Annotated in this window: 23 protein-coding genes and 4 pseudogenes; 13 read left to right on the plus strand and 14 right to left on the minus strand. The window is 70.8% G+C overall.

What is annotated here, in order from left to right:
• Positions 1-86: 86 nt before the first annotated feature.
• Positions 87-1,096, minus strand: a pseudogene (locus JIW86_RS04745) (zinc-binding dehydrogenase).
• Positions 1,097-1,209: 113 nt separating this feature from the next.
• Here JIW86_RS04745 and JIW86_RS04750 point away from each other — a divergent pair.
• Positions 1,210-1,791, plus strand: coding sequence for a TetR-like C-terminal domain-containing protein (locus JIW86_RS04750; RefSeq protein ID WP_257552648.1), 582 nt, complete (start codon positions 1,210-1,212; stop codon positions 1,789-1,791).
• Between the two features lie 195 nt (positions 1,792-1,986).
• The gene (locus JIW86_RS04755; RefSeq protein ID WP_257552649.1) at positions 1,987-2,427 is read left to right on the plus strand and encodes a hypothetical protein; all 441 of its coding nucleotides are present in this window, start codon (positions 1,987-1,989) and stop codon (positions 2,425-2,427) included.
• Positions 2,428-2,919: 492 nt separating this feature from the next.
• Here the strand turns inward: JIW86_RS04755 and JIW86_RS42055 are convergent.
• From JIW86_RS42055 to JIW86_RS04765, 3 genes and pseudogenes are all read right to left on the minus strand, one after another.
• A pseudogene (locus JIW86_RS42055) lies at positions 2,920-3,612 on the minus strand (AraC family transcriptional regulator ligand-binding domain-containing protein); the annotation flags it as partial.
• A gap of 291 nt (positions 3,613-3,903) precedes the next feature.
• Positions 3,904-5,151 carry an MFS transporter gene (locus tag JIW86_RS04760; protein WP_257552650.1) on the minus strand — a complete coding sequence of 416 codons (1,248 nt, stop codon included), beginning with the start codon at positions 5,149-5,151 and terminating at the stop codon, positions 3,904-3,906.
• 307 nt (positions 5,152-5,458) lie between these two features.
• Positions 5,459-6,112: a GNAT family N-acetyltransferase gene (locus JIW86_RS04765; protein WP_257552651.1), complete on the minus strand. Its 654-nt coding sequence runs from the start codon at positions 6,110-6,112 to the stop codon at positions 5,459-5,461.
• A gap of 278 nt (positions 6,113-6,390) precedes the next feature.
• Between JIW86_RS04765 and JIW86_RS04770 the strand changes: the two genes are divergently transcribed.
• Positions 6,391-6,858, plus strand: coding sequence for an SRPBCC family protein (locus tag JIW86_RS04770; protein ID WP_257552652.1), 468 nt, complete (start codon positions 6,391-6,393; stop codon positions 6,856-6,858).
• Positions 6,859-6,967: 109 nt separating this feature from the next.
• Here the strand turns inward: JIW86_RS04770 and JIW86_RS04775 are convergent, their stop codons facing one another.
• Positions 6,968-7,537: a DinB family protein gene (locus JIW86_RS04775; RefSeq protein ID WP_257552653.1), complete on the minus strand. Its 570-nt coding sequence runs from the start codon at positions 7,535-7,537 to the stop codon at positions 6,968-6,970.
• A 372-nt stretch (positions 7,538-7,909) separates the two neighbouring features.
• Here JIW86_RS04775 and JIW86_RS04780 point away from each other — a divergent pair, with 372 nt between their 5' ends.
• Positions 7,910-9,028 carry an endonuclease/exonuclease/phosphatase family protein gene (locus JIW86_RS04780; protein ID WP_257552654.1) on the plus strand — a complete coding sequence of 373 codons (1,119 nt, stop codon included), beginning with the start codon at positions 7,910-7,912 and terminating at the stop codon, positions 9,026-9,028.
• A gap of 321 nt (positions 9,029-9,349) precedes the next feature.
• Positions 9,350-10,510 carry an esterase-like activity of phytase family protein gene (locus JIW86_RS04785; protein ID WP_257552655.1) on the plus strand — a complete coding sequence of 387 codons (1,161 nt, stop codon included), beginning with the start codon at positions 9,350-9,352 and terminating at the stop codon, positions 10,508-10,510.
• A 128-nt stretch (positions 10,511-10,638) separates the two neighbouring features.
• On the opposite strand, the gene JIW86_RS04790 is transcribed toward JIW86_RS04785, so the two are convergent.
• Positions 10,639-10,911 (minus strand): hypothetical protein, encoded by a 273-nt coding sequence (locus JIW86_RS04790; RefSeq protein WP_215140983.1) that lies wholly within the window; start codon positions 10,909-10,911, stop codon positions 10,639-10,641.
• Between the two features lie 219 nt (positions 10,912-11,130).
• Here JIW86_RS04790 and JIW86_RS04795 point away from each other — a divergent pair.
• The 3 genes and pseudogenes from JIW86_RS04795 to JIW86_RS04805 form a co-directional block, all read left to right on the plus strand.
• Positions 11,131-11,361 (plus strand): annotated as a pseudogene (locus JIW86_RS04795) (alpha/beta hydrolase); the annotation flags it as partial.
• A gap of 221 nt (positions 11,362-11,582) precedes the next feature.
• A complete protein-coding gene (locus JIW86_RS04800) occupies positions 11,583-12,008 on the plus strand; it encodes a nuclear transport factor 2 family protein (protein ID WP_257552656.1) in 426 nt (141 codons plus the stop codon).
• A pseudogene (locus JIW86_RS04805) lies at positions 12,005-12,852 on the plus strand (NmrA family NAD(P)-binding protein). The gene JIW86_RS04800 and the pseudogene JIW86_RS04805 overlap by 4 nt, the downstream one beginning before the upstream one ends.
• Before the next feature lie 175 nt (positions 12,853-13,027).
• Here JIW86_RS04805 and JIW86_RS04810 read toward each other — a convergent pair.
• On the minus strand, positions 13,028-13,750 hold the full coding sequence (locus JIW86_RS04810; protein WP_257552657.1) for a dienelactone hydrolase family protein: 723 nt from the start codon (positions 13,748-13,750) through the stop codon (positions 13,028-13,030).
• A gap of 292 nt (positions 13,751-14,042) precedes the next feature.
• On the opposite strand from JIW86_RS04810, the gene JIW86_RS04815 reads away from it, so the two are divergent.
• Positions 14,043-14,648 carry a TetR/AcrR family transcriptional regulator gene (locus JIW86_RS04815; protein WP_257552658.1) on the plus strand — a complete coding sequence of 202 codons (606 nt, stop codon included), beginning with the start codon at positions 14,043-14,045 and terminating at the stop codon, positions 14,646-14,648.
• Positions 14,649-14,789: 141 nt separating this feature from the next.
• On the opposite strand, the gene JIW86_RS04820 is transcribed toward JIW86_RS04815, so the two are convergent.
• Both JIW86_RS04820 and JIW86_RS04825 read right to left on the minus strand, forming a co-directional pair.
• Positions 14,790-15,098: a thioredoxin family protein gene (locus tag JIW86_RS04820; RefSeq protein WP_257552659.1), complete on the minus strand. Its 309-nt coding sequence runs from the start codon at positions 15,096-15,098 to the stop codon at positions 14,790-14,792.
• 87 nt (positions 15,099-15,185) lie between these two features.
• The gene (locus JIW86_RS04825; protein WP_257552660.1) at positions 15,186-15,659 is read right to left on the minus strand and encodes a DUF5990 family protein; all 474 of its coding nucleotides are present in this window, start codon (positions 15,657-15,659) and stop codon (positions 15,186-15,188) included.
• Between the two features lie 169 nt (positions 15,660-15,828).
• On the opposite strand from JIW86_RS04825, the gene JIW86_RS04830 reads away from it, so the two are divergent.
• Positions 15,829-16,713: an SDR family NAD(P)-dependent oxidoreductase gene (locus tag JIW86_RS04830; protein ID WP_257552661.1), complete on the plus strand. Its 885-nt coding sequence runs from the start codon at positions 15,829-15,831 to the stop codon at positions 16,711-16,713.
• 84 nt (positions 16,714-16,797) lie between these two features.
• On the plus strand, positions 16,798-17,361 hold the full coding sequence (locus JIW86_RS04835; RefSeq protein ID WP_257552662.1) for a TetR/AcrR family transcriptional regulator: 564 nt from the start codon (positions 16,798-16,800) through the stop codon (positions 17,359-17,361).
• A gap of 14 nt (positions 17,362-17,375) precedes the next feature.
• Here JIW86_RS04835 and JIW86_RS04840 read toward each other — a convergent pair whose 3' ends face one another.
• From JIW86_RS04840 to JIW86_RS04850, 3 genes are all read right to left on the minus strand, one after another.
• Positions 17,376-18,458, minus strand: a complete 1,083-nt coding sequence (locus JIW86_RS04840) for a CU044_5270 family protein (RefSeq protein WP_257552663.1) — start codon at positions 18,456-18,458, stop codon at positions 17,376-17,378.
• Entirely contained in the window at positions 18,455-19,111 is a 657-nt protein-coding gene (locus JIW86_RS04845) for an RNA polymerase sigma factor (RefSeq protein WP_257552664.1), read from the minus strand. The genes JIW86_RS04840 and JIW86_RS04845 overlap by 4 nt, the downstream gene beginning before the upstream one ends.
• Positions 19,112-19,210: 99 nt before the next feature.
• The gene (locus JIW86_RS04850) at positions 19,211-19,636 is read right to left on the minus strand and encodes a MarR family winged helix-turn-helix transcriptional regulator (RefSeq protein WP_257552665.1); all 426 of its coding nucleotides are present in this window, start codon (positions 19,634-19,636) and stop codon (positions 19,211-19,213) included.
• 62 nt (positions 19,637-19,698) lie between these two features.
• Here JIW86_RS04850 and JIW86_RS04855 point away from each other — a divergent pair, with 62 nt between their 5' ends.
• A complete protein-coding gene (locus tag JIW86_RS04855) occupies positions 19,699-20,523 on the plus strand; it encodes an alpha/beta fold hydrolase (RefSeq protein WP_257552666.1) in 825 nt (274 codons plus the stop codon).
• Positions 20,524-20,533: 10 nt separating this feature from the next.
• On the opposite strand, the gene JIW86_RS04860 is transcribed toward JIW86_RS04855, so the two are convergent.
• Together JIW86_RS04860 and JIW86_RS04865 are read right to left on the minus strand one after the other, a co-directional pair.
• A complete protein-coding gene (locus JIW86_RS04860) occupies positions 20,534-21,067 on the minus strand; it encodes a DoxX family protein (RefSeq protein WP_257559217.1) in 534 nt (177 codons plus the stop codon).
• 193 nt (positions 21,068-21,260) lie between these two features.
• Positions 21,261-22,502 (minus strand): MFS transporter, encoded by a 1,242-nt coding sequence (locus tag JIW86_RS04865; protein WP_257552667.1) that lies wholly within the window; start codon positions 22,500-22,502, stop codon positions 21,261-21,263.
• Between the two features lie 99 nt (positions 22,503-22,601).
• Between JIW86_RS04865 and JIW86_RS04870 the strand changes: the two genes are divergently transcribed.
• Positions 22,602-23,687 carry a helix-turn-helix domain-containing protein gene (locus tag JIW86_RS04870; protein ID WP_257552668.1) on the plus strand — a complete coding sequence of 362 codons (1,086 nt, stop codon included), beginning with the start codon at positions 22,602-22,604 and terminating at the stop codon, positions 23,685-23,687.
• Positions 23,688-23,718: the final 31 nt, after the last annotated feature.

The raw sequence follows: 23,718 nt of genomic DNA on the forward strand, positions 1-23,718 counted from the left end.
GTGGGGTGCGCCGAGGGGCACGTGGGGACGTGGCAGTCCGCGTCTTTGCTTCGCATCGTGCGCGCGCGGCGCGGATGCTGCTGAGGTCAGGGGCGCAGGATCAGCCGGATCGGGTCGCCTTCCTTGGTGTGCAGGCGCTGGACGGCCTTGGCGGCTTCCTCGAGCGGCAGCACGTCGGTGATGGAGCGGGAGAAGTCCAGCCGGCCGCCTTCGGCCAGGGCGATCAGCTGCGGGACGGCGTTCCCCTCGGAGCCGTAGTGGCCGAGGATCTGGTGCTGCAGATAGCTGAAGAGCGTGCCGTTGGCGACCGTGAGCGGCTTGTCGGTCAGTCCGACCAGGACCAGCCGTCCCTTGGCCGCGAGGACGCTCAGGGCCTGCTCACGGACGGCGGCGACGCCGGCGAAGTCGAAGGCGACCTCCAGTGCCCGGTCGCCGGTGGCGGCCAGGACCTGCTCGCGCAGCCGGGGGTCGGCGGGGTCCAGGGCCAGGTCGGCACCGAAGTCCAGGGCACGCCGGCGGGCGGCCGGTGCCGGGTCGACGGCGATGATCGGATAGGCCCCGACAGCGCGCAGCAGCTGGACGGCGTGGGCACCCAGTCCCCCGATGCCCCAGACTCCGACGGACTGAGCCGGGCGGACCCCGGCGGTGGTGGTGACGGCTCCCCAGGGGTGGAGACCGCGTCCGGGATGATCGCTCCCTGCTCGAAGGGGATCGAGTCGGGCAGCGCGCACAGGGTGTCGACGCCGGCCTGTGCGTACTCAGCCCAGCCGCCGTCGTAGTCGACGCCTCGAGTGAGGAGGCGGCCGTCGCGGACCTCGCCCGCCTGCAGCACGACCCGCTGCCCGACCGCCCAGCCGGTCGCCTCCGGTCCGAGCCGGGCGATCGTCCCGGCGACCTCGTGCCCCAGGGTGACGGTGTCGCTCTGCAGGTGGGCCGGTGTGAGGGTGCCGTCGATCAGGTGGACGTCGGACAGGCACACGCCCGCCGCCTCGACCTTCACCAGCACCTGCCCGACACCGGGCACGGGCCTGGGCACGTCCTGGACGGTCAGTGTGCGGGAGGGGAGGTGCAGCCGTGCGGCGCGCATGAGGTCCATGGCGGTTCGTCCGTTCCGGTCGGCGGCCTGCGCACTATCGCAAGACATCTTGCTTTATAACGTACGCCCGCCGGTTTCGTATCGCAAGAGCTCTTGCGATATGCTGCTGTGCCATGACGGGCGAGAGAGAAGCACCACCGCTCAGGCGCCGCGGTGAGCGGATGCGGCAGGCCGTCCTGGCCGCCACCGTCGACCTGCTCACCTCGCAGGGCCTGGCCGCGACCACCGTGGCCGCCGTCGCGCGCGCGGCCGGCGTCCACGAGACCTCCGTCTACCGGCGCTGGAAGACCCGCGAGAACCTCGTCTTCGACGCGCTCGCCACTCACTCGGACACGGCGCTCCCGGACCCGGACACGGGCGACGTACACATGGACCTGTCCCTGCTGTTCACGGCGCTTGCCCGGTACCTCGCGACACCGGTCGGCGCCGCGCTGCTCCACCTCGGCACGGTCCGCGGTGAGAACGACCTGGAGGAGGGGCGGCGCTCCTACTGGAACGCCCGCCTGGAGCGCGGCGAAGCCCTCGTCCGGCGCGGCATCGAACGGGGCGAACTGCCCGCCGGAACCGACCCCCACCTGCTGGTCGAGGCCATCACGGGTCCCCTCCTCGCCCGGGTACTGCTCACCGGCGAACCGCTGGAGGACACCCTGGTCCCCCGCCTGGTCGACCTGATTCTCGACGGCGCACGCGCCTGACCCGTCGCCGACGATGGCGGGGGCCGGGCCGCAAGGCTGCGGTCCGGCTCAACTCTCAGCGGGTGCGCGGTCCACGCGAATGGGGGAAGCTGGGTGTGGCCGCGGCGTCGGCGGCGGGCCGAGTGGTGAGGATGGTCTTTCGTGAACGTTTCAGCAACAGGCCGCCCCGCACGCGCATCCCGGTACAGGATGCGGATGACCACCCTGCTGTGCACGGCGGCGGCCCTGACGGCCGCGATGATCCCGGCCTCCGCGCACACCGGTGGAACGGCATCGGCCCGGACTCTGGGCCCAGGGGATCCGGTCGTGGTCGTCGACTGTTTCTCCCAGGCCCAGATGCGCCCCGAGGAATACCTCCTGGCCTGCGGGGACGGGAACAACCGCCTCGTCGGACTCCGCTGGGACACCTGGGGGCCGAGGACCGCGACGGCCACCGGCACGGACATGGTGAACGACTGCCGCCCCTACTGCGCGGCCGGCCGCTTCCGCGCCTACCCGGTGACGGTGACCCTGAGCAATCCGGAAGCCTGGCCCGAGCACCCCGACGTCCAGCGCTTCACGACCATCCGGCTCATCTACACCGACACCGCACCGGCCCCGGTCCCCAAGGACGTGACCTACAAGCTGGTGTACTGACGGAACGGCCGGCGTGGCAAGCCGGGGGGCCGGGGGCGGCGCTACCCGAGATCCGAGAGCCCTGTTGCGGCGCTGTCCGGGTGGCGGTGGCCGGTACGGCGCAGGGTGGCGGGTGTGGCGCCGTACCAGCGCTGGACCGCCCGGCGCAGGGCGCGGGCATCGGCGTAACCGCATTCGAGCGGCTATGGCGTCGATGCTGAGGTCGGTGGTGTGGAGCAGCCGCGTGATGTGGGCTCGACGTACGGTTTCGACCTCGTCGCTCCATGTGGTGCCGTGTTCGTCGAGTCGGCGCTGGAGGGTTCGTGTGCTGACGGCCATGCGCCGCGCCACTGCGGACAGCGTCGGCGTGGTCTCGTCGTCAGCGGAGGCCAGAGCCGCGCGGAAGAGGTCCAGCCAGTTGTGCAGCGGGATCGCGGTGGCCAGGGTCTGCTCGGCGTGTCTTCGAAGCACGGTCGACAGGCCGGGCTGGGCATGTGGGTTCGGGGTCTTCAGGTCGCCGGCAAGGAAGGTGATCGAGCTGTCCGGAGCTTCGAAGTCGATGCTGCGGGTGCCGTAGAGCTCGGTCAGGGCGTCGTGCCGGCGGGGTGCTTCGGCGGCCAGTGCAACGTGGACGGGGACGAGGCGCCGTTGTGCGGCTTCGCCGAGACGCCGCTGGTAGAGGCCGAGTGCGTAGGCGCGGATGGCGCAGGCCGCCTCGTAGGTCAGATCGGCCTGATTGACGTGGCTGATGGTGATGTGTTCGCCGTCCTCGGTGACTTGGAGGGTGTCCGTGCCGGTGTCGGCGACGGTGGCGAAGTAGGCCGAGGCGTCCCGGATCCCTTCGAGCGGGGTGGGCGCGGAGGTGATCAGGTAGTCCCAGACCCCGAGGGTGCCGATGCTCGACTGCTGTGCCAGCAGCACGGACAGCTCGCTCCAGGGGGTGTGGACGGTGGTCAGTTCGGCGATGCGGATGCCCGTGGCCGCGGGGGTCCGGCACAGGTCGTCGTTGAGGTGCTCAGGGGCCAGGCCCAGCAGGTGCGCGTATCCGTGCGGGGGTATGCCGAGCAGGCGTGCGGCATTGACGCTCAGCCGGGTGAGGGCGGAGGAGGTTGTCCCCTGATGTGCATGCCAAACCACAGGGGTTGAGCATAGACCAGCACGAATTGCCAGATCATCGCCGGAGCTCGGGGGCCGGCGTCCCCACATTGGCGTGGAGAGTCCCCCTGTGGCGCGCACGGTCCCCTTGCTGGCGTGTGCTGCCCTGGGCCAAGTGATCTCCTCGGCCTTAGCGTGGCGATCGTTCTCGCACGGTGCGTGACCCCGTGAATCGGGGTCATCTCCGGGGCGGAGTGCGGGCGGAGTACGGGAGGTCCCGGCCGGAGCCCCCCACGGGGGTGGGGGGCCGGGTTCCCGTGCGACGGGATCGCCTCCCGCACTCCGCGTGGGAGGTTCCGGCTCGGGCGCTGGTGGCGAGTGCGGTGTGTCATGTGTGGTGTGTCATGTGCGGCTCCGGGGCAGTTCCCGCTCGTACTGGGGCGTTTGGTCGCGTCGGGGTAGCAGCAGCGGGGGCAGCATGATGAGGAGACCGGCGATCGCGATGGCGGTGCGGGGGCTGGTGATGCCGGCCAGCAGGCCCCACAGAGCGGTCAGCGCCGCGATGGTGGCCTTGCTGGTGACCGACCACGCGGACAGGGTGCGGGCGACTCGGTCTGCCGGGGTCCGCTCGAGCCGGTAGGTGGCGAACACCGGGTTGAACACTCCCATGCAGGTGATCAGCCCGAGCTCGACGGTCATGACGAGTACGAGCCCGGCAGTGCCGGGGCCGATGAAGGCCAGGCCGAGCAGCCAGCATGCCCTCAGCGCCCCTGCGGTGAGCATGACCCTGTGCTGCCCGAACCGGGCGGCGAGCCGGGGGGCCAGGCGTGCGCCGATCAGGCCGCCGACGCAGGGCGCGGCGAATGCGAGGCCGTACTGCCAAGGTGCGAACCCGAGGGGGCCGAGCATGAGGACGGCGAGCAGCGGGGAGGTCGCCATGATCAGGCCGTTGACCAGGATCGTGTTGACGCACAGCGGCCGCAGTGCGGAGTCGGCCAGGATGAACCGCCAGCCGTCGAGCAGGTCGCCGGCTCGCAGCCGCGGCGGTGCTTCGGTGCTGGTGACGCGCGGCTCCCGCCCGCCGATCGCGCGGATCCCCACCGCAGAGAGCAGGTAACTCACCGCGTTGGCCACCACGGTCATCACCGGGCCGAACAGCCCGATCGCGGCCCCGCCGAGCGGGGGGCCGAGGACGGTGGCGGTCCAGGTCGTGGACTCGAACCGGCTGTTCGCGACGAGCAGGTCCTCCGGCCTCACAAGCGCCTTCAGACATGCGCCGCCGGCCGCCGTGAAGGCGATGTCGGCTGCCCCGACGACGACCGACACCAGCAGGAGCTGGGCGAAGCCGAGACCGCCGAGCGCGAACGCCGCGGGGACGCTCATCAACGCCGCGAACCGGACCAGGTCCATCGCGACCATCACCGGCCGCTTGCGGCGGAACTCCACCCACGGGCCGAGCGGCACCGCTACCGCCGCGCCGACCGCCAGCCCCGCGGCCGCCAGCACCGACACCTCGGCCGTCCCGGCGTGCAGAACGAGGATCGCGATCAAGGGGAACGCGTCGAACGCGAGCCACGTGCCGAGCGTGCTGACCGCGTACGCCGCCCAGAGCCACCTGAACTGCCGCCCCAACGACCGCCTGGCCACCATGATCAGCGCATCCCTCACTCTCTCGCCCGCCCGGACAACCAAACGTTGACCAGCGAGATCAAAGCGAGCAGCACATCGGCAGGTCAAACAACAGATCGGCCAGCAGCCACAACGGTGCATTGTGGCTGCTGGCGAGAGTGGGTCGGCGTGAATCTCGAGAACGGTGCCAGCTTCTGCGCATCGGGATCACGTACTGACTTTGCTGCTGAGATGCCCAGATCAGGTGGTGGGTTGGAGGCTGCGGAGCCACTGGATGGCGCTGCGCAGGCGGAGTCCGGCAGGGTGGTCCTGGGGTGTCTTGTTCAGTTCACTGGGCGGCATCCGACGGTTCGTACCAGAGGCTCGTCATCGGGGAGCGCATGGTCCAGCCCAGCGAGGAGTAGAGCGCCCGGCCCTCGGGCGTGCCGACCAGGAGGCCAGTCCTTGCACCGGCCTCGTAAGCGGTGCTCTGCAGCGTGCGCATCACCAGGCCGCCGAGGCCCTTGCGCCGGTGCTCCGCGGCGGTCTCGACCTGGTCGACCACGACATGGCCGCCTGCCTGGGCGATCTGTCCACCGGCGGCGAAGTGCCCGGCGCGGGTGCGGACCAGCACTCGGCTGACGCCGCCCCGGCTCCAACTGGTGAGCGTGTAACCGGCCGGCGCCTCAGGGCGCTCCGGCGCAAGGTGACAGGTCATCAGGAAACCGGGGCTGTCGCACCGCCAGCCCGGCCCGACCCAGGGCAGGATCGCTTGGTCCTCGGCGAACAGCTTCAGCCAGGTCCCGGGCGCGCTCGTCGCGGCGACGATCTTGCGCACATCGGCCTCGGCGGGCTCCGGCAGCACGTGCCGGGCCACGTGCTTGGGCTGCCCGACGTCGATCGTCCACCCCCACGGCTCGTCGATCGGGTCCGAGCTGCCGCGGGAGACGACCCAGCCATTGATCCACATCCGCACGAGCTCACTGATCCCGGTGTCCGGCATCGCCGCCCGCCCCCTTGAATGGTAATAGGTGATAATGCCAAATGAACCTTACGTGACAGGGGTGGGATTTGACCATAGGAGCAGGTTTCTCGGCCAAGGACGCGACTCGCGAGCAACGCCACCGCGTAGGCCACCGCCGCAGGGCCCGGCTTCGCGCGGCCGAGCGCGATCGTCGGCGACGAGGCGTACTCCTCACGCGCCAACCCGCAGGAAGAAGGCTCGCGCGGCGGCCGTCCCGTCACGTGATCTGAACTCAGAACAGGCCCTAGACTCGGGCCATGGACCGGACCGACCGCGCCAGCCGCGTGATCGCGGCACCACCGGCGGCCGTCTACGGCGCCCTCCTCGGCCGGGAGTCCCTCGAGGCCTGGTTGCCGCCGGACGGCATGCGCGGGCGGGTCGAACGGTGGGATCCCCGGCCCGGTGGCGGGTTCCGGATGGTCCTCACCTACCTCGACCCCACCGACAGCCCCGGCAAGACCTCCGACGCGACGGATGTCGTCGATGTCGGGTTCGCCGAGCTGGTGCCACCGGAGCGCGTGGTGCAGCGGGCGGTGTTCGAGGCCGACGACCCGTCGTACGCCGGCACCATGACGATGACCTGGCACCTCGCTGCCGCCGGTGACGGGACCGAGGTGACCGTCATCGCCACGGACGTGCCACCCGGTATCGACCAAGCGGTACACGAGGCCGGGATCGCCTCCTCGCTGGCCAACCTGGCGTCGTACGTCGAAGGGGCCGGCTGACGCAGGTCGGCTGCGACCCGCACGGGCACGTCGTCGAGGAAGCGCCGAACACCCACACCCGTCATCGCGCTGACCGGCTCACCTCCGAAAGCCCGTCATCCAGAACACCTCACTGGCCCACCCTTCCGTCGACGCACTCGCGCAACAGGTCGGCGTGCCCGCAGTGACGGGCGTACTCCTCGATCCTGTGCACCATCAGCTCCCGCACGGCGATCTTGTCCTTCCCCACGCGCTCGCTCAGATCCTGGTGCTCGGCCAGCGCGGCGTCGGTCGCCGCCTGCTCACGCTCCAGATCGGAGTACGCGGCGTCGACCGCGGCCTGCTCGCCGACGGCTTCCTCGAAGTCCGCGTCACGCCGGCCGTACAGCTTCGGCAGCGGTTCACCGTCGCTGATCCAGTTGTGCCAGTCCCGTTCCACCTCGGCGAGGTGCCGGAGCAGGCCGAGCAGCGACATCGTCGACGGCGGAACCGACCGACGGGCCAGTTGCTCCGCATCCAGGCCCTCGCACTTCATCCGCAGGGTCATGCGGTAGCCCGCCAGGAAGTCCTGCAGCGTCGCCGGCTCGCCCTCCGGACTGTGCCCGTCTTTGTGGCGGGGGTCGTCGTCCGGGTCAGCCCACATGTCGGGGTAGACGCTTGCGGGGCTCCATCGTGCGGGTTGATCACTCATGCGTTCCATACTCGTCTGTGAGGGATCAAGCCAGCCAGTGGGTTTCCCAACGGCATTCACTTCGGGATCCGTTGAGGACGCGGGCGGCGGGGCCGATGTCAGCGATGCGGCCGGGGCTGGGGCTGGGCGTGACGTGTGACCGGGTGCGCCACCGTCGCCAGCCGCGACGCCGGCCTGTCCGGGATGTTCTCGACGACGTCCGGTTCGGCCCGGCCGCGGATCAGCAGGATCTTCGGCGGGTGTACCCCGGTTTCGATCGTCAGGGCGACCGCCGGGGCATCGGCTGCCCGGCCTACAGCCGGATCGCCACATCCCGCGGGCCACCTTAGATTCGGCGAGGGCGCGGGATCTCGCCCGCTTTTCGACGAAAGGTCCGCCTGCATGATTCGCCGTTGGCTCACAGCCGCCCTGGGCGCGCTCCTGCTGCTCACACCCGGGTCCCTCTCCGCGGCTTCGGCCGCCGCCCAGCCCACAGGCCAGCTGCGGGTCATCACCCGCAACCTCTACCTGGGTGCCGACCTCGCGCCCGTCCTCGCCGCCACAAGCCCGCAGACGCTCGTCGCCGCAGTGACCACGGTGTACGCGAACGTCCAGGCGACGAACTTCCCCGAGCGCGCCGAGGCACTGGCCGACGAGATCGCCGACGGCAACCCCCACCTCGTGGGCCTCCAGGAAGCCGTGCTGTGGCGCAGCCAGACCCCAGCCGGACCGGGCAGCGCCACCCACGTCGAGTACGACTTCCTGCAGATCCTGCTCGACAAGCTTGCCTCCCGAGGCAAGCACTACGCGGCCGTGGCCACCGTCACCGTCGGCAGCGACTTCGAGGCCCCGCGCTCCCTGCCCGACGGCGGCGGTCTGCAGGACATCCGGCTCACAGACCGCGACGTACTCCTGGCCCGCACCGACCTGCCCGCGCACGTCTTCTCCGTGGCGAACCCTCAGGCGGCCCGGTTCCAGGCCCACGTGCCCCTCTGCCGCCCGCTGTTCGGCTGCGTTCCGCCCGACAACGTCCCCATCCGCATCGAGCGCGGCTGGGTCGCTGCCGACGCCACCGTGCGCGGCCGCACCACCCGGGTGGTCACCACCCATCTGGAGCCCGCCGCTCCCACGGTCCAGGAAGCACAGGCCGACGAACTGCTCGCCGGCCCGCTGAACACCAAACTCCCCACCGTGCTTCTCGGCGACCTGAACTCGGCCGCCGGCGGAGTCGGCGCAACACCGGGAACAGCCACCCAGAGCCACAACAAACTTCTGGCCGCCGGCTTCACCGACGCCTGGACCGCCACCCGCCCCCGCAATCCCGGCTTCACCTGCTGCCAGGCCCCCGACCTGCGCAACGTCACCTCCAACCTCAGCCAGCGCATCGACTACGTGCTCTTCCGCGGCAAAATCACCGCGCTGGCGACCAAACGAGTGGGCCATACACAGGCCGACCGCACCCCGTCAGGCCTGTGGCCCTCCGACCACGCCGGCGTGAGGGGCGTGCTCCGACTGCGTTGAGCGGCCGACACGCGTACGGGCGGAGCGATCCCCGAAGTCCCAGCCGGCACCGGCACCACCACATGACGAAGGGCCCCACCACTCTGCGGTGGGGCCCTTCCCCCTGAGTGAGAGAGTTCCGAACGCCCAGTTCATCGGGACGCTGAACGATGGGACCCCTCCCAGGGACAGTTCACCCACCGACCTCGAGATCCCGCACAGAGGGCATCTGCCGCAGCGTCAGGTCCTTGAGCCAGCAGGCGGCGACCCGGAGAGCCCGGGGTGCCGATCACACGGATGGGTGACTGCGCTCGGTGCGCATCCCGGGCCAAGATCGAATACATGAAAACCTCCTTGATCCGCCACGTTTGTGCCGCGGCCCTGGTGCTGACTGCGACGATGGCCCCCGCCGTGGCAGCCCAGTCGGACGACACCGCCGCACGGTCCCACATCGGGGCGCAGGCCCGGTTGCTGGGCGAGAAGATCGTTCCGCACAAACTCCCCTTCCGGAACACGACTGTTGGCGGACTGTCCGGCATCGACCGGGATCCGTGCACGGGTGAGTACGTCATGATCAGCGACGACCGCTCGTACCTGCAGCCCGCCCGCTTCTACACCGCCAGGATCGCGGTGGACGGCGCCGGGGTGCACTCCGTCGACTTCACCGGCACCCACCCGTTCCTGCAGCCGGACGGCTCCGTCTACCCACCCGCGAGCGCCGGCGACGGCAAGGCCGTGGACCCGGAAGAGCTGCGGGTGGACCCGTGGAGCTGCCGGTACTGGTGGGCACAGGAGGGCGACCGGCCGAAGGCGTCGAGCGATCCGGTGATCCAGCCGTCGATCCAGTTCGCCACTCGCTCCGGTGCCCACCGTGGCCAACTGCCCCTGCCGCCCAACTACGAGGTCAGCATGGGTGATCGGGGTCCACGGCGGAACAAGGCGGTGGAAGCGATCACGTTCGGAGCCAGGAACGGCGTGCTCACCAGCGCTGTCGAGGGTCCGCTGCTCCAGGACGGCCCGGAGCCCAACCTGGAGCACGGCGCGCTGATTCGCGTCACCCAGCAGAGCCGGGCGGGCGACGTGCTCGGGCAGTTCGCCTATCCCCTGGAGAAGATCTTCACCGAGTCCGACCCGTCCAGCCCGTGGCCCCCGGACACCGGTGTGCCCGCGATCCTCGCCTTCCCCGAGGACCCCAGCCGCTACCTCGTACTCGAACGCACGTGGGTGGCAGGCGCAGGCTTCAAGATCCGCATCTACGACGCCACCACCCGTGGCGCGACTGAGGTGCAGAACGTGGACTCCCTGGCCGGACAGAGCGTCGTACCGATGCGCAAGGAACTGGTCGCGGACTTCCACGACTTGGGCCTGTCCACGGTCGACAACACCGAGGGCATGACCTGGGGCCCGACCCTGCCGGGCGGCGAACGGACCCTGCTCCTGGTCAGCGACGACAACTTCGCCCAGGACGAGGTCACCCAGATCGTCGCACTCGGCATCCGCTGAGACTGACGACCGGCGCCGATGTGCCGGTGGGGCCGAGGCGGTGTGGTTGGCGCACGCAACGGCAGTGACCTCGCCGTTCGGTTGGCCGGCGCCCCGATGGGCGCCGGCCTGTGAAGCGCCCCGAGCTCCTAATTGGGGGCCACCTTGCAGGCGCTCACCGCGGTCCCGTTGGTCACACCGCCCGCGGTCAGACCGGACACACACTGCGCGTTGTCTCCGTTCAACCCGACGTAACACGCCGTGCGGACGGACTCCGGGGCCTCGCCACCCTGTAGCTCCCGCTCGACCTGGTTGATACAGGCCGTGACGTCCGCGTGGGCGGCGGGGGCCGTAAAGGCCGCGCCACCGAGTGCGAGGGTCAGGCCGGTGAGGACGCTTGCGATACGGGTAGACGTGCGCATGGGATGCATACCTGCTCTCCGGGATCGCCGCGCGGCCCGGGACCTGGGTATGCCGGAACCCGCGTGGGAACGGCGCCGAGCGCACGCGGCCGACGTAAAGCCGCGTGGCCCGGGCCCCCGCACCGGACCTGCTCGGCAGGGTTTCCCCTCCCTCCTTCGACGCTAGAGCAGCCCCCTGCCGCACGCACCCGCTGGGGCCCCGCTTCCGGCTCGGGAACCGCACTCGTGTACATCGCGGCGTTCGCGCCCGACAAGGGCGAATCCGTGAAGACGCTCATCGCCGACCCGCCGCCCGGAGCTCCCGTTCCGCCGATCCTGCCCCCGAGCGATGGGTTCCCCTTCCTCGATCGGGAGAAGTTCGCGGCGTCCTTCGCCGGGGACCTGCCCGCCGACGAGGCGCGTTTCCTGGCCGACTCCCAGGCGCCCTGGGGCCTGGACGCGCTGGGCGGGACGGCAGGCCGCAGCCGCGGCTGATTCCGGCCCGCAGCGCGCGTAATGGCAGCCGGTCAACGGCCGTTCAGTGCAACGACCGTCGACTGACGGGCCGATTGTGAACCGGACCGGCAGTCCGTATGCTTCATTTCATACGGACTGTCGGTCCGTTTTCATTCGGGCGGCCCGTCCTGCGGGCCTGGATCGCCGTGCCTTCGAGCAGAACGGAAACCTTGATCATGACAATCCCCATGGCACCCGCGGAGCTGTACCGCCACGGTCTTCGGCTCCTGCTCGAGAACGACATCCCCGCCTGGGTGGAACTGTGGGACGACAACGGCGTCCTCGAGTTCCCCTTCGCGCCCGAAGGCTGGCCCCTGCGCCTCGAAGGCAAGGCCGCGGTCGGCGACTACATGCGCCACTACCCCGACCACGTCGACCTGCACGACTTCCCCCACGTGGAGATCCACCAGACCACCGTCCCCGAGAGGATCGTGGTGGAGATGCGCGGGGTCGGCCGCCTGGTGGAGACCGACAGCCCCTTCGACATGACCTACATCGCCGTGGTCACGGTGAAGGAGGGGCGCATCACCTCCTACCGGGACTACTGGAACCCCCTCGCCGTGTCGCAGCCCGGCGCCGACTTCGTAGGAGCGAACCGTTGAACTCCCCCAGCACCATCCTGGTCATCGGGGCCACTGGCACCACCGGCCGCCGTGTCGCCGTCGGCCTGATCGCCGAGGGCCACCGCGTCAGGGCCGCCGGCCGGAACGCCACCCCGGTGGAGGGCGCACAGGCTGTCCGCTTCGACTGGAACGAGCCGGCGACCTGGAGCGAGGCCCTCGACGGCGTCGACCGCGTCTACCTCGTCCCGCCCATCGGCTCTTCGGACCCTGCAGCGATCATGCTGCCCTTCCTCCGCCAGGCCCGTGCGGCAGGCGTGCATCGTGCCGTGCTGCTCAGCTCATCGGCGATCCCCGCGGGCGGTCCCGCGGTGGGCCAGGTCCACGAGGCCCTGCCCGGGCTGTTCGAGCAGTGGGCGGTGCTGCGGCCGTCCTGGTTCATGCAGAACTTCGCCGCCTCCACCCCCACGCGCGCAGCATCCGTGACGAGGGCGCCATCATGTCGGCCTCGGGAGAGGGCCGCGTCGGGTTCATCGACGCCGAGGACATCGCCGCCGTCGCCGTACGCGCCCTGACCGACGACCAGGCCCCGAACACCGACCTGATCCTGACCGGGCCGCAGACACTGAGCTACGCCGACGTCGCCGCGACCATCGCCGAGGTCACCGGCCGGCCCGTGGTGCACCGGCAGCTGACCTTCGAGCAGCTGCGCGACCGCTGGGCGGCCGAAATCCCGCTGGAGTTCGCCACCATGCTGGCCGGCATGGACCGCGCCATCGCCGAGGGCGCGGAGGACCGCACCTCGGACACCGTCCAGCACCTCACCGGCCGCCCGCCGGGCACGTTCCGCGCCTTCGTGGAACGGGAGGTCCAATGGAGCGGTTGATGTTCCATGACCGGCGCGAGAAGTGGAACAGTTCACGGCTTCGGGCACCGCGGACCCCTGCCTGGTTGGCAGGGGCCCGCGGTGCAGAGAGCTGAGGAGAGCCGGGACCCGTCCTCGACGAGCGGCGTCCCGGCCGACACCGCCTACCCTCTGCTGTCGGCCTGACGGCCCGGCCTCATTTCAGGTGCCGGCCGAAGAACCGGGTCCCGTCCTCCACCTCGAACCACGGGGTGCCGGTGTGCCCGCCCAGATTGGCGTGCAGCGTCTTCTCCTTGGTGCCGAAGGCGTCGAACAGGTCCAGGGTCCGCTGCCGGGGGTTCCCTTCGTCGTCCCACTGCAGCAGGAACAGCAGCGGAATGGTGACTTGCCGGGCCTCCTCGCGCTGGGCGAGGGGCACGTAACCCCCGGCGAAGAAACCGGCGGCCGCGATGCGCGGCTCGACCGCCGCCAGCCGAATGCCGACGGCGGTCCACCCCGAGAACCCGACCGGGCCGCCGATCTCGGGCAGCGAAAGGAGGGCGTCCAGGGTGGTCCGCCATTCCGGGACCGCCTTTTCGACCAGCGGGCCGATGAAGGACTCGAAGATCTCATCGACCGGCTCGCCGGCCTGCATCGCCCGGCGGAGGTCGGCGCGGACCTGCTCGTCGGCGGCTGAACGGGGCCGGTCACCGCACCCGGGGGCGTCGATGCTGGCCACCGCGTAGCCGGACGCCGCGCAGTGCCGGGCCCGGGCAACCAGCCGGGCTGCCCCCTTGGGCAGGCCGTTGTTGTGGGCCATCAGGATCAGCGGGGTCGGTGCGGCGGATTCAGGGGTCCACAGGGTTCCGGGGATCTCGCCGAGGGTGAATTCGCGCTCGAGGACGCCGTCGTCGAGGCGCTGTTCAGAAATGAATTGCATGGTCGTGCCTTTCGGGAGGGCTCAGAGACGGCGCTCCCGGACGACCTATCGCCCGGCCGTGACCCCGGAGGGGAGCACCCATGTCGATACTGCGTTCACGGGTACCACCTCCTCGTTCTCTGGCACGGCTTCAGGGAAAGTAGCAGTGGTCGCCTGGTCCGCCAAACGGTTTCTTGCGCGGACTCCGCGGCGTTCCTGGCCGGGCGCGCGGGCCGCCACTGACGCGAACCCACCGCATACCATGAACCGTTCCGGGGGTCCGGGACAGGACTCGGACCAAGGAGGAGGAACCGTGGCCCAGCGCACCGAGCGCGCGGACGCCCTGCGCAACCGAGAAGCCGTGCTGGCCGCCGCCGACGCCCTCTTCGCCGAGAGCAGCAGCCCTCACAGCGTGTCGATGGACGACATCGCCGCCGCCGCGGGCGTGGGCAAGGGCACGCTCTTCCGCCGCTTCGGCGACCGTGCCGGCCTGATCGGCGCCGTGATCGCCTCCCGCCTCGAACCCCTGCAGCAGGCCGTGCGGGAAGCGCAGGACGCGGCCGGGTCCTCACCGCGGCAGCGGGTGCTCGACCTCCTTGACGCCTCGCTGCGCTTCAAGATCGAGAACCGGCACCTGATGTCGGCCGCGGAGGACGCCGGGCTCAGCAGCCCCTACCAGGCCGGGCACTACGGCTGGTGGCACGAAATCCTTCGTGCGGCGCTGGACCAGGTGCCTGGCGTCCACGACGCGGATTTCACCGCCCACGCCCTGCTGGCGGCCATCCGCGCCGACCTCGTGGCGCACCTGATCGACGACCAGAAGATGACACCCGACAGCCTGCGGGCCTCGCTCGCGGCCCACATCGACAACGTCCTCGGCAACAGCTCCGATCCGTCCCGCGCACCCGACGAGGCCTGAGGGCCCGGCGGGCGGCCTGCTCAGAGACCGAACATTCAGGGAGCCAGCAGGGGGCGGAACGTCTGAGTCGCGATCCCGTACCCCGCCCTCCAGCTGGACCCGGTGCCGGGTGGCCACGGCGGAAACGGGTACGGCCCCGGACTATCGGACGCTTCCGCCCGCCACGGCCCGCCTCAGGGCCTCCACGCTCGGCGCCCCGTCGGTGCGGCCGTCCGCGTCGCGGTACAGGCGGCAGGAGACGCTCGGGGCCGCACCGGCGACCGCGAACGGGTCGGCGCCGTCGAGCAGCACGGTGGGCGAGCCGGTCATGCCCCAGCGCGCGGCCTCCGCCTCAGTCCGCACCTCGACCAGCTCCACCTTCGCCGCCCGGCCGTCCAGAGCGGCGGCGATCCGCTCACGTGCGACCGGCGCGTTGGGGCAGTCGGGAACGGTCAGTACGGTGATCCGCATGAGTGCTGTCCTCCCACATCATGGTGTGTACATCCGACGCTAGACCTCTGCGCCATCCTGTCGCCGCACCGACGGTGCCCGACGCCCTCAGCCGGCGGGTTCCGCGACCCAGGTGATGCGCGGGGGTACGACCCGCGCGCACACCGGTTCGCCGCATGCGTCGGTCAGGCCCAGACGCCCGACCAGCAGGCCGCCATCCGCGGCGGCCTTGAGCACCTGACCGGGCACGGCATCGAGCATCAGCTTGGCGCGGCGGAACATCGCGAAGGCGCCCTCCTCGTCGACCGTGCCCCACGACAGGTAGACGAACCGGCCGCCCGGACGGCCCTGCACGTACGGGCCCTTCACATCGGGGCTCGCCGGGGAAGCGACGACGGTGCACTCCAGGGTCCAGGTCGCGGTCCTCGCATCACCGGGCTGCGGATCGAGGAGCTCGGCCGGGCGATCGCGTCGCTGTACGGCGACGTGGACGTTCCCGTAGAACGGCGCCCCTCCGTCAGCGGTGGCTCCGGGCGGGCAGGTGAGGCCGGGTAGCTCGACGGCTTCGATGCGGATGCGCATACCGGCCATCATCCACGCCGTCCTCCCCACCGCGGCCTTCACCCCCAACTCGCCTGGCCGGGAGTACCGCCGGCCAGCCGCTCACCGCTAAACGGATAGGCCATCCGGATCTGCTACGGTGGCAGCACTAAACGGATGATGTATCCGTATCGCGAGAACAGGATGTGCGATGAAGCAGACAGCGGTAGTCACGGCAGGGACGGCGGGGATAGGGCTGGAGACCGCCTTGGGGCTGGCCGCGGCAGGGCTCGCGGTCACCGTGGTCGGGCGCAGCGCCGAGCGCGGCGCTCGCGCGGTCGAGCGGATCAACGCCACGGCGCCGGCGCATCCCGCCCGGTTCCTGGCGGCCGACCTCGCCTCGCTCGATGCGGTCCGCGCACTCGCGGACCGCATCGCCTCCGAGGGCCCCTTGACCGTCCTGGTCAACAACGTCGGGGCGATGTTCGCCGAGCGGCAGGACTCGGTCGACGGCATCGAGGCGTCGTTCGCCGTCAACCACCTCTCGCCGTACCTGCTGACCGAGCTGCTGATCCCCACCCTGCGGGCCGGTGCGCCGAGTCGGATCGTGAACGTGACCTCGGGCTCGATCGGAGTCGCCAAGCGCACGTTCGATTCCGTCGAGCCGCCTGGCGGCTACTACGGCTTCCACTGGTACGGCCGCGCCAAGCTCGCCAACCTTGCCTACGCGCTGGACTTGTCCGGACGGCTCGACGGGACGGGCATCTCGGTCTTCGCCGCGGACCCCGGCGGCGCCGCGACCGACATGACCAACGGCACCATGCGCGATCCCAGAATCGTCTCCCCTGGACTGCGCCTGCTCTGGCCCCTTGTCCAGCGGAAGTTCGAGCGGTCAACCTCGGGTCCGGCCTCCGTTGCGGCCAAGCCCTCGATCTTCGCCGCAACCGACGCCACGCTGGCCGGCCGGACCGGTCTCGTGATCGGACCGCAGGCGCATCCGGTCGCCCCCTTCCGCGCCGCGACCGACCCTCGCATCGCCGCGGCCGTCCGCCGCCTCAGTGAGCGCCTCGCGGGATCCGTGAACCGATCAGCATGACCGCAGCACTCAGGGAAGCGAGAGGGCAACCTCTGGGGGTGGAGGCCCGGCGATCCGGATGAGCAATCCGGTTAGACTGCCCCCATGACGACCCCGCTACGCAAGGACGCCGCTCGCAACTGGGAACGGATCGTCGCCGTGGCCCGTGCTCTCATCGACGAGGGCACACCGCTGCAGCTCAATGACGTAGCCCGCCGCGCCGGGGTGGGCGTCGGCACCGTCTACCGTCACTTCCCCACCTCCGAGGCGCTCCTGGAGACCGTCGCCACCCCATGCCTGGAAGACCTCGCTGCCCAAGGTGAGCAGGCGCTGGCCGACGGCGACCCGTGGCAGGCACTCGTCGGCTTCCTGGCCCACACCATCGAAGCGCAGGTCACCGACGCGTCTCTGTCCCCGGTCACCGCCGCGCCCACGGACGCACTGCCGCGCACCACCGAACTGAAACGCACTCTCTGGTCGGTCGGAGAACGGCTACTCGGCCGGGCCCAAGACGCCGGGGTCGTGCGCGCAGACCTGACCCCCGGCGACTTGGTCCCGCTCATGTGCGGAATCGCCTACGCCGCGAACATGCACGGCAGCACCCCCGCCGCCCGTACCGCAACCGCCCACCGCTACCTGACCATGCTCCTGGAAGGCCTGCACGCCTAGGGGGTCTTGGTGCGTCAGCCCACCCGCGACGGGGTCCTCTTGATGCCGTCGACGATGGCCCGGTTCGTGATCGCGCTGGTGAAGGTGATCGTGCCGGGCTTGATCAGAGCCTGCTGTCCACGGTTCTCATTCACCTGAACGGTGCGCTTGCCCAGGAAGACATGGGTGTTCCGCTCAAAGATCCACTCCTCGCGCTGACCGCTGTTCTCGTCCAGCCGGGCAACCGCCACCCCGGGCCGGCCCACCGCGTCCACCGCGTCCTGCACGACGACGACACCGGGGATCTTCGCGGCGGCCCTGAACAAGGCCGGGTACAGCGCCGCAGGCGGGTAGCTCTCGCCGAGCAGGTCGCCGATGGTGGTGAACGCCTGCTGTTCGGGTGAGTTGCCCATGCCTTCGGTCTCCTTGTAGATCTTGGCGAGCAGCTCGGCGGGGTCGGCGGTCAGCTTGGCCAGGTAGTCGTACGAGGGTGCGTTCAGGCCTGCCACCCGGGTGTTGCCCAGCTCGTCGGGGAGGCTCAGGGTCTCTCCCTCGGGGCTGTCGTTGACGGCGGGGTCGATCAGCCAGCCCTTGGTGCCGTCGGGAGAGGCCCAGATCTGGCGGCGGTGCAGCTCATAGCTGGCCAGGGTGGTCTTGTCGCCGACGGTCTTCAGGAAGGTGTCGGCCGTCTGGGACTCGATGTAGATGTACTGGCCGGGCTTGATGCCCTGTTGGGGCACCTCAGCCGCCGCCAGCGAAATCCGGTCGAGCAGTTCCGGCACGCCGTTGGTGGTCGCGGCGCCGACGGGTGTGGTCATGGCCGGTCCGGTGGCGAGGCCTCCGGCTTCCGTACCGCCGGGCATCATCAACACGGCGACGACCGCCCCGGCCAGGGCGGTGGCCACGACGGGCAGTGTGATCGCCGGACGCGGCAGCCGGAATCGCCGTTCCCTGACCGGGGCTGCCGTCTCCGTACGCTGTTCCTGCTGGATCTGGGCCATCAAGAGCTCCTTGTGGAACTGGTGGCGGCCCGCCGGAAGGTCACGCGCCGTCTGGGAGAGCAGCCGTACGCCCTCGTCCCACTCGGCCGGACTCGGTCCGGACGTGTTCGCGTTCATCGGTTTCCTCCCTGCGCGGGCCGGACCACGTGTGCGTGGTCACCTCTTGTCTGTCGCGGCGAACCGCCGCCTTCCCGTTTTCCGCGCGCATTCTGCGGCGTCTTTTCGGCAGCCGGGCCGGCCGGTTCGTCCTCGGCGAGCACGCGCAGCTTCTTGCGCGCCCGGGAAAGCCGGGAGCCGACGGTACCGACCGGAATCCCGAGGGCTTGCGCCGCGGCTTCGTAGTCCAGGCCCTCCCCCAGGCACAGCGCCACCACCTCGCGCTCCGTTCTGCGCAGCGAGGCGAGGGCGGTCAAAGCCTTCGCGAGGCGGCGCCGGTCGTCGACTCGTTCGGCCACCTCTTCGGCGTGGTCGGGAACGGACAGCTCGGCCGCCGCTGCCGCGTTCGCCGCTGCCCGGTAGCGCCGGTTGCTCCGGTACTGGTTGCGGGCGGTGTTGGTGGCGACGCCCAGCAGCCACGGCCGCAGGGAGCCGCCCTCTGGATCGACCTTGTCACGCAGCCGCCACGCCTCCATGAACGTCGCGGCCATCACGTCCTCGGCCGTCGACCAGTCGGCGGTCAGTCGGAAAGCATGGTTGTAGACCGCGCGGGCATAGCTGTCGAAAAGCTCTGCGAACGCGCTTGAATCCCCGGCTCGTATCCGGGCTCGCATGTGAGTGCTCACCTCATTGAGCTGTCCGGCAGTGCACACCGGCTTCCCGTGACCTGCATCACACCTCGCGCCGATCGGAGCTCGCCGGCGCGTCACGTCTCACGGGCTCCGGTCCTCGTCGGGGTCGAGGCGTTGCAGCAGATCGAGCAGGGTGGCGCGGTCGGCCGTGGACAAGGTGGAGAAGCATGAGGCCAGCACCGTATCGGCGACCTGGTGTCCGGCCTTCAGGACGCGTTCGCCTGCGGGGGTGAGGTGGTGCTCGATGCGGCGGCCGTGCCCTGGGCGGCGTTCGACCAGGCCCTGGGCGACCAGGCGTGCGGCGAGCGTGCCGAAGGCCTGCTCGCTCTGGAACGTGGCCGCGGCCAGCGCGCGGGCCGGCGCCCCGGGCGCGCCGCTGATCGCCCGCAGGGCGTCCCACTGGGCCAGTGTGGTGCCGACCGTGGCCAACTCTCGCTCCAGGGCGCGGTGCTGGCGGTACTGGGCCTGCTTGACCGCCCTGCCGAGGGTTTGCAGTTCATTGCGCATGGATCCAGCCTAATCCACAACCAAGCTAGCTTATATAAACTAGTTTAGTTACCGTGTGGAGCATGACTTCCACTCACACGGCCACCGTGTACCCGGACCTGCCCCTCACCCTGACCGAGGCCGGAACCGGCCGGCCCGTCCTCGTCCTGCACGGCGGGGGCGGACCGGCCACGGTCGCCGGACTCGCCACCCACCTGGCGCGGACCACCCACACCATCACTCCGACACACCCCGGCTGGAACGGCACCGACCGCCCCGAGTGGCTGACCGGCATCGACGACCTCGCCCTTGCCTACCTCCACCACCTGCACGCCCGCGGACTGCGCGACGTCCTCGTCGTGGGCTCCTCGCTCGGCGGCTGGATCGGCGCCGAGATGGCGGTGCGCGACACGGCGGGCCTCATCACCGGCCTCGTCCTGATCGACGCCGTCGGCATCCACGTCACATCCGAGCCGATCCGGGACTTCTTCACCCTCGACGCCCGCGGCGTCGCCGAATCCGCCTGGCACGACTCGGCCCGCCACTACCGCGACCCCGCGCTCATACCGCCCGAGCAACTCACCGCCCAGCAGGCCAACATGGCCACGATGCGCGCCCTCGCGGGCGACCCGTACATGCACGACCCGAAGCTGCTGCGCCGCCTGCGCCACGTCGAGATCCCCGCCCTGCTGCTCTGGGGCGAGAGCGACCGCATCGTCACGCCCGCCTACGGAGCGGCGTACGCGGACGGCTTCGGCAACGGCCGGTTGCAGCTCATCCCCCGGGCAGGCCACCTGCCGCAGATGGAGCAGCCGGACGACACCTTCGCCGCGATCGACTCGTACCTGCATCGCGCCGCCGGTTCCAGGGAGCGCCCCGACGGGTTCAAGACCGGCCAGGTTGTCTGATCCCCAGCCTTCAGTCCCGCAACAGCAGCACCACGACCGCCAGTACGACCCCCAGGGCCAGGGCGAGGAAACCGTAGACCAGCCTGTGGTCGCGGAGCACCGGCACGAAGCGGTCCAGGGCGAAACGGCCCGGGCCGGTGAGGGCGAGGGTGACGGCCGCGGCGATGATCAGGGACTCGAGCTCGACGCCCTCCAGGCCGAGCACGGCGCCGGTCCACTTGACGGAGATGGCGTTGATCATGACGCCGACGATGGCGGCGGCCGCCAGCGGGGTGAGCAGGCCGAGGATCAGGCCCAGGCCGCCCAGCGTCTCGGTCAGGCCCGCGATCGTCGCCATGGTCTCGCCCGCCGGATAGCCGGCCTTGCTGAAGAACATGCCTGTGGTCTTGATGCCGGGGCCGTCGAACCACCGGAACAGCTTCTGGGTTCCGTGGACGGCCATGATCACACCGAGCACGAGGCGCAGCACGGGCAGACCGACGTCATAGGGGGTGGTGCTGATGGTCGCGGTGCGGGAAGCAGTGGGGAACCGGAGTGCGGTCATCATGTGCGCTTCCTGTCGGGGTGAGGAGAGGAGGGGAAAGCATCAGCAGCACCCAGAGTGACGAAAATCAGGGCGAAATGCCCGCATGCGCATGTGCGAGTCGGCAACGAAGGACGCGCGTTCGAATCGAGCTGGTAGAGCTCGTGGCGCCGCCGGCCGGGCCCATGGGCGCGGCCGAGAGCAGTGGGAGAGCTCACGAGCCTGCTCTCGCCCGGCAGGGGCGACCGCTGAGCCGCGTTCCTTGGTCCTTCTCGGCGGCAACGGCGGAGGCGGAGAGGAGCGTCGCACCGGCGAGGCTGCCCCAGAGGGCGGCCGAGCCGTGGGGTGCGAGCGCGGTGATGACGGCCGGGGAGACGGCGAGGCCGAAGCCCGTGGAGAGCTCGAAGCGGGCGAGGGTGCGTCCCAGGACATGGGCCGGGGCGAGGGCGGTCACGAGCGCGGTGGCGCTGCCGGCATAGATGATCTCGCCGAGGGTGCAGAGCACGGACACCGCGGCGACGGCCGGGGCACCCCAGCCGTGTCCCAGTGAGGTGGCCGCGAGGAAGCCGAGGTAGGACACGGCGAGTACCACGCCGGCGAGAGCCAGCACGGTGCGCCGGGAGAAGCGGGACAGCAGGACGGTGACCGGGACCTGCAGGGTGACCACCAGCACCGTGTTGGCCACGAAGATGGCTGCCGACCACACCGGGGATGCGTGCAGCTGTGTCAGCAGGACCAGAGGGAGCGCGATTTCGGGGACGTTGAGGCAGAAGACGTAGACCACGTTGGCGGCCAGCAGCGCGCGCGTCCGGGGTGCGGGCCCGTCGTCCCTGTCCTTGGCCGGGGTAGCGGCCGGCTGCGCGTACAGGTGGACCGACCACGCCAAGGCCGCCGCAGCCAGATACGCGAGCCCGGTGACGGCTGCCAGCGACTGCAGTGCGCTGGTGCCGCCCGCCAGGCATGCGGTGGCGAGGAGCGCGCCCACGCCCAGGCCGGCGTTGCGCAGGGCGCGGCCTCCCGCGAGCGCGACGTCGCGCTCCCGGCCGTGGGCGACCGTGGCCACGAGAGCCGCGTGGGCGGCCGGCCATGCCTGGTTGCCGATGCCGAGGAAGAGCGCCGCCGTCGCGAACAGCCAGACGTGCCCCGCCGGGGCGGCCAGCAGCAGCGCCACGCCGAGGACCCGCACCAGCATCGACGCTGCAACGACCGTGCTGCGCGCGCCCCGGTCCAGCCATCGGCCCACCGCGGGCATGCACACCAGACCCACGACGACGCCGACCGTCATGGCGATGCCGGTGACCGGCGCGGAGAGCCTCAGCACCGTCACCCCGTAGAGCAGCAGAAACGGCCGCAGCAGGCCGGTGCCGAGCGCGTCCACGGCCAGGGCGACGGCATAGCGGGGGCCTCCGGAGGCCCGGACGAGGGCGCGGAGCTTGATCTTGGTGGTGGTTGCCATGGCGTCAACGGTGCGTTCGGCCGCCGGGCCGGCCGCGTCGGTTGACGGACACCGTCAACCGACGACGTCGCCGGCCATCAGGTCAGCGATGATGAGGGGGTGACGTTGAGGATCGACATCAGCGGGCTGCCGTCCGAGCGACTGCGGTTCGCCGCCTCCCCGCTGGCCGAGCTGACCGCGATGCTCCACGTACTGGCCGAACCCGGGCATCATCCCCAACTCGCCGGCTGGGCCGGGGACGTCTGGGCCGGGCTGCCGCCGGAGCTGGCCGAACGGTTGCGGGAGGCCGAGTTCCTCTGGCGTTCCTCACAAGCCGACTTCCTGCTCCCCGCCCGACCTCGAGCGACCCTCGCCGAGGAGTTGGACGACGTGGACCGGATCGACGACGAAAGGTATGTGACCGCCGCGCTCGTCACCACGTGCGGCAGCAACCGGGTCCACTTCGCCGCGCCGTCGCCGCTCACCGACGCGACGGCTCGCGAGCGGGCCCTGGACCTGGCCCAGGCCCGTGGCGCACGGCAAGAGGCCTTCGCGGAACGGCTGCTCGCGGACCCGGCCGCCGTGCGGGCGCGGGTGCGCCACACCCTCGAACAGTGCGCCGACGCGTTCTTCGACGACGCCTGGACGGGCGTCGCCGTGCAGCTCGCCACCGACCTGCGCCTGAAGAACGACCTGCTGAAGCGCCAGGGCATCGGGGCGGCACTCGCATCGGTCTCCGGCGCGGTCACCCTGGCACCGGACGGCGGCTGCATCATCGTGGACAAGCTGCAGGACAAGGCGACCGCCGCCCACGGAACCGGGGTCACCTTCATCCCCAGTGTCTTCGGCCGCCCGCACCTGGTGGCGGTCCACGCGCCCAGGTGGCAGCCGGTGGTGCAGTACCCCGTGGCCGAGCCGGGTCCATCGGAGCCGGTATCGCTGGAGACGGTGACTCTACGGCTGGAGGCGCTCGCACATCCGGTACGGCTGCGGCTGCTGCGCACCCTGGCCCGCGGCCCGCACACCACCAGTGAGCTGGCCCACGCCTGGGAACTCACGCTCCCGGAGGTTTCCCGCCACCTCGCCGTCCTGCGCCGCGCGGGCCTGCTCACGGCTCGGCGGCACGGTCGTTACGTCCGTCACACCCTCAACCTGCCCGATCTGACGGCGCTGGGCGCCGACCTGCTGGCGGCCGTACTGCGCTGAGTGGCCTCGGTGCCACGCCACGCCTGATCCG

The sequence above is a fragment of the Streptomyces sp. NBC_00162 genome (assembly GCF_024611995.1).
Lineage (GTDB): Bacteria > Actinomycetota > Actinomycetes > Streptomycetales > Streptomycetaceae > Streptomyces.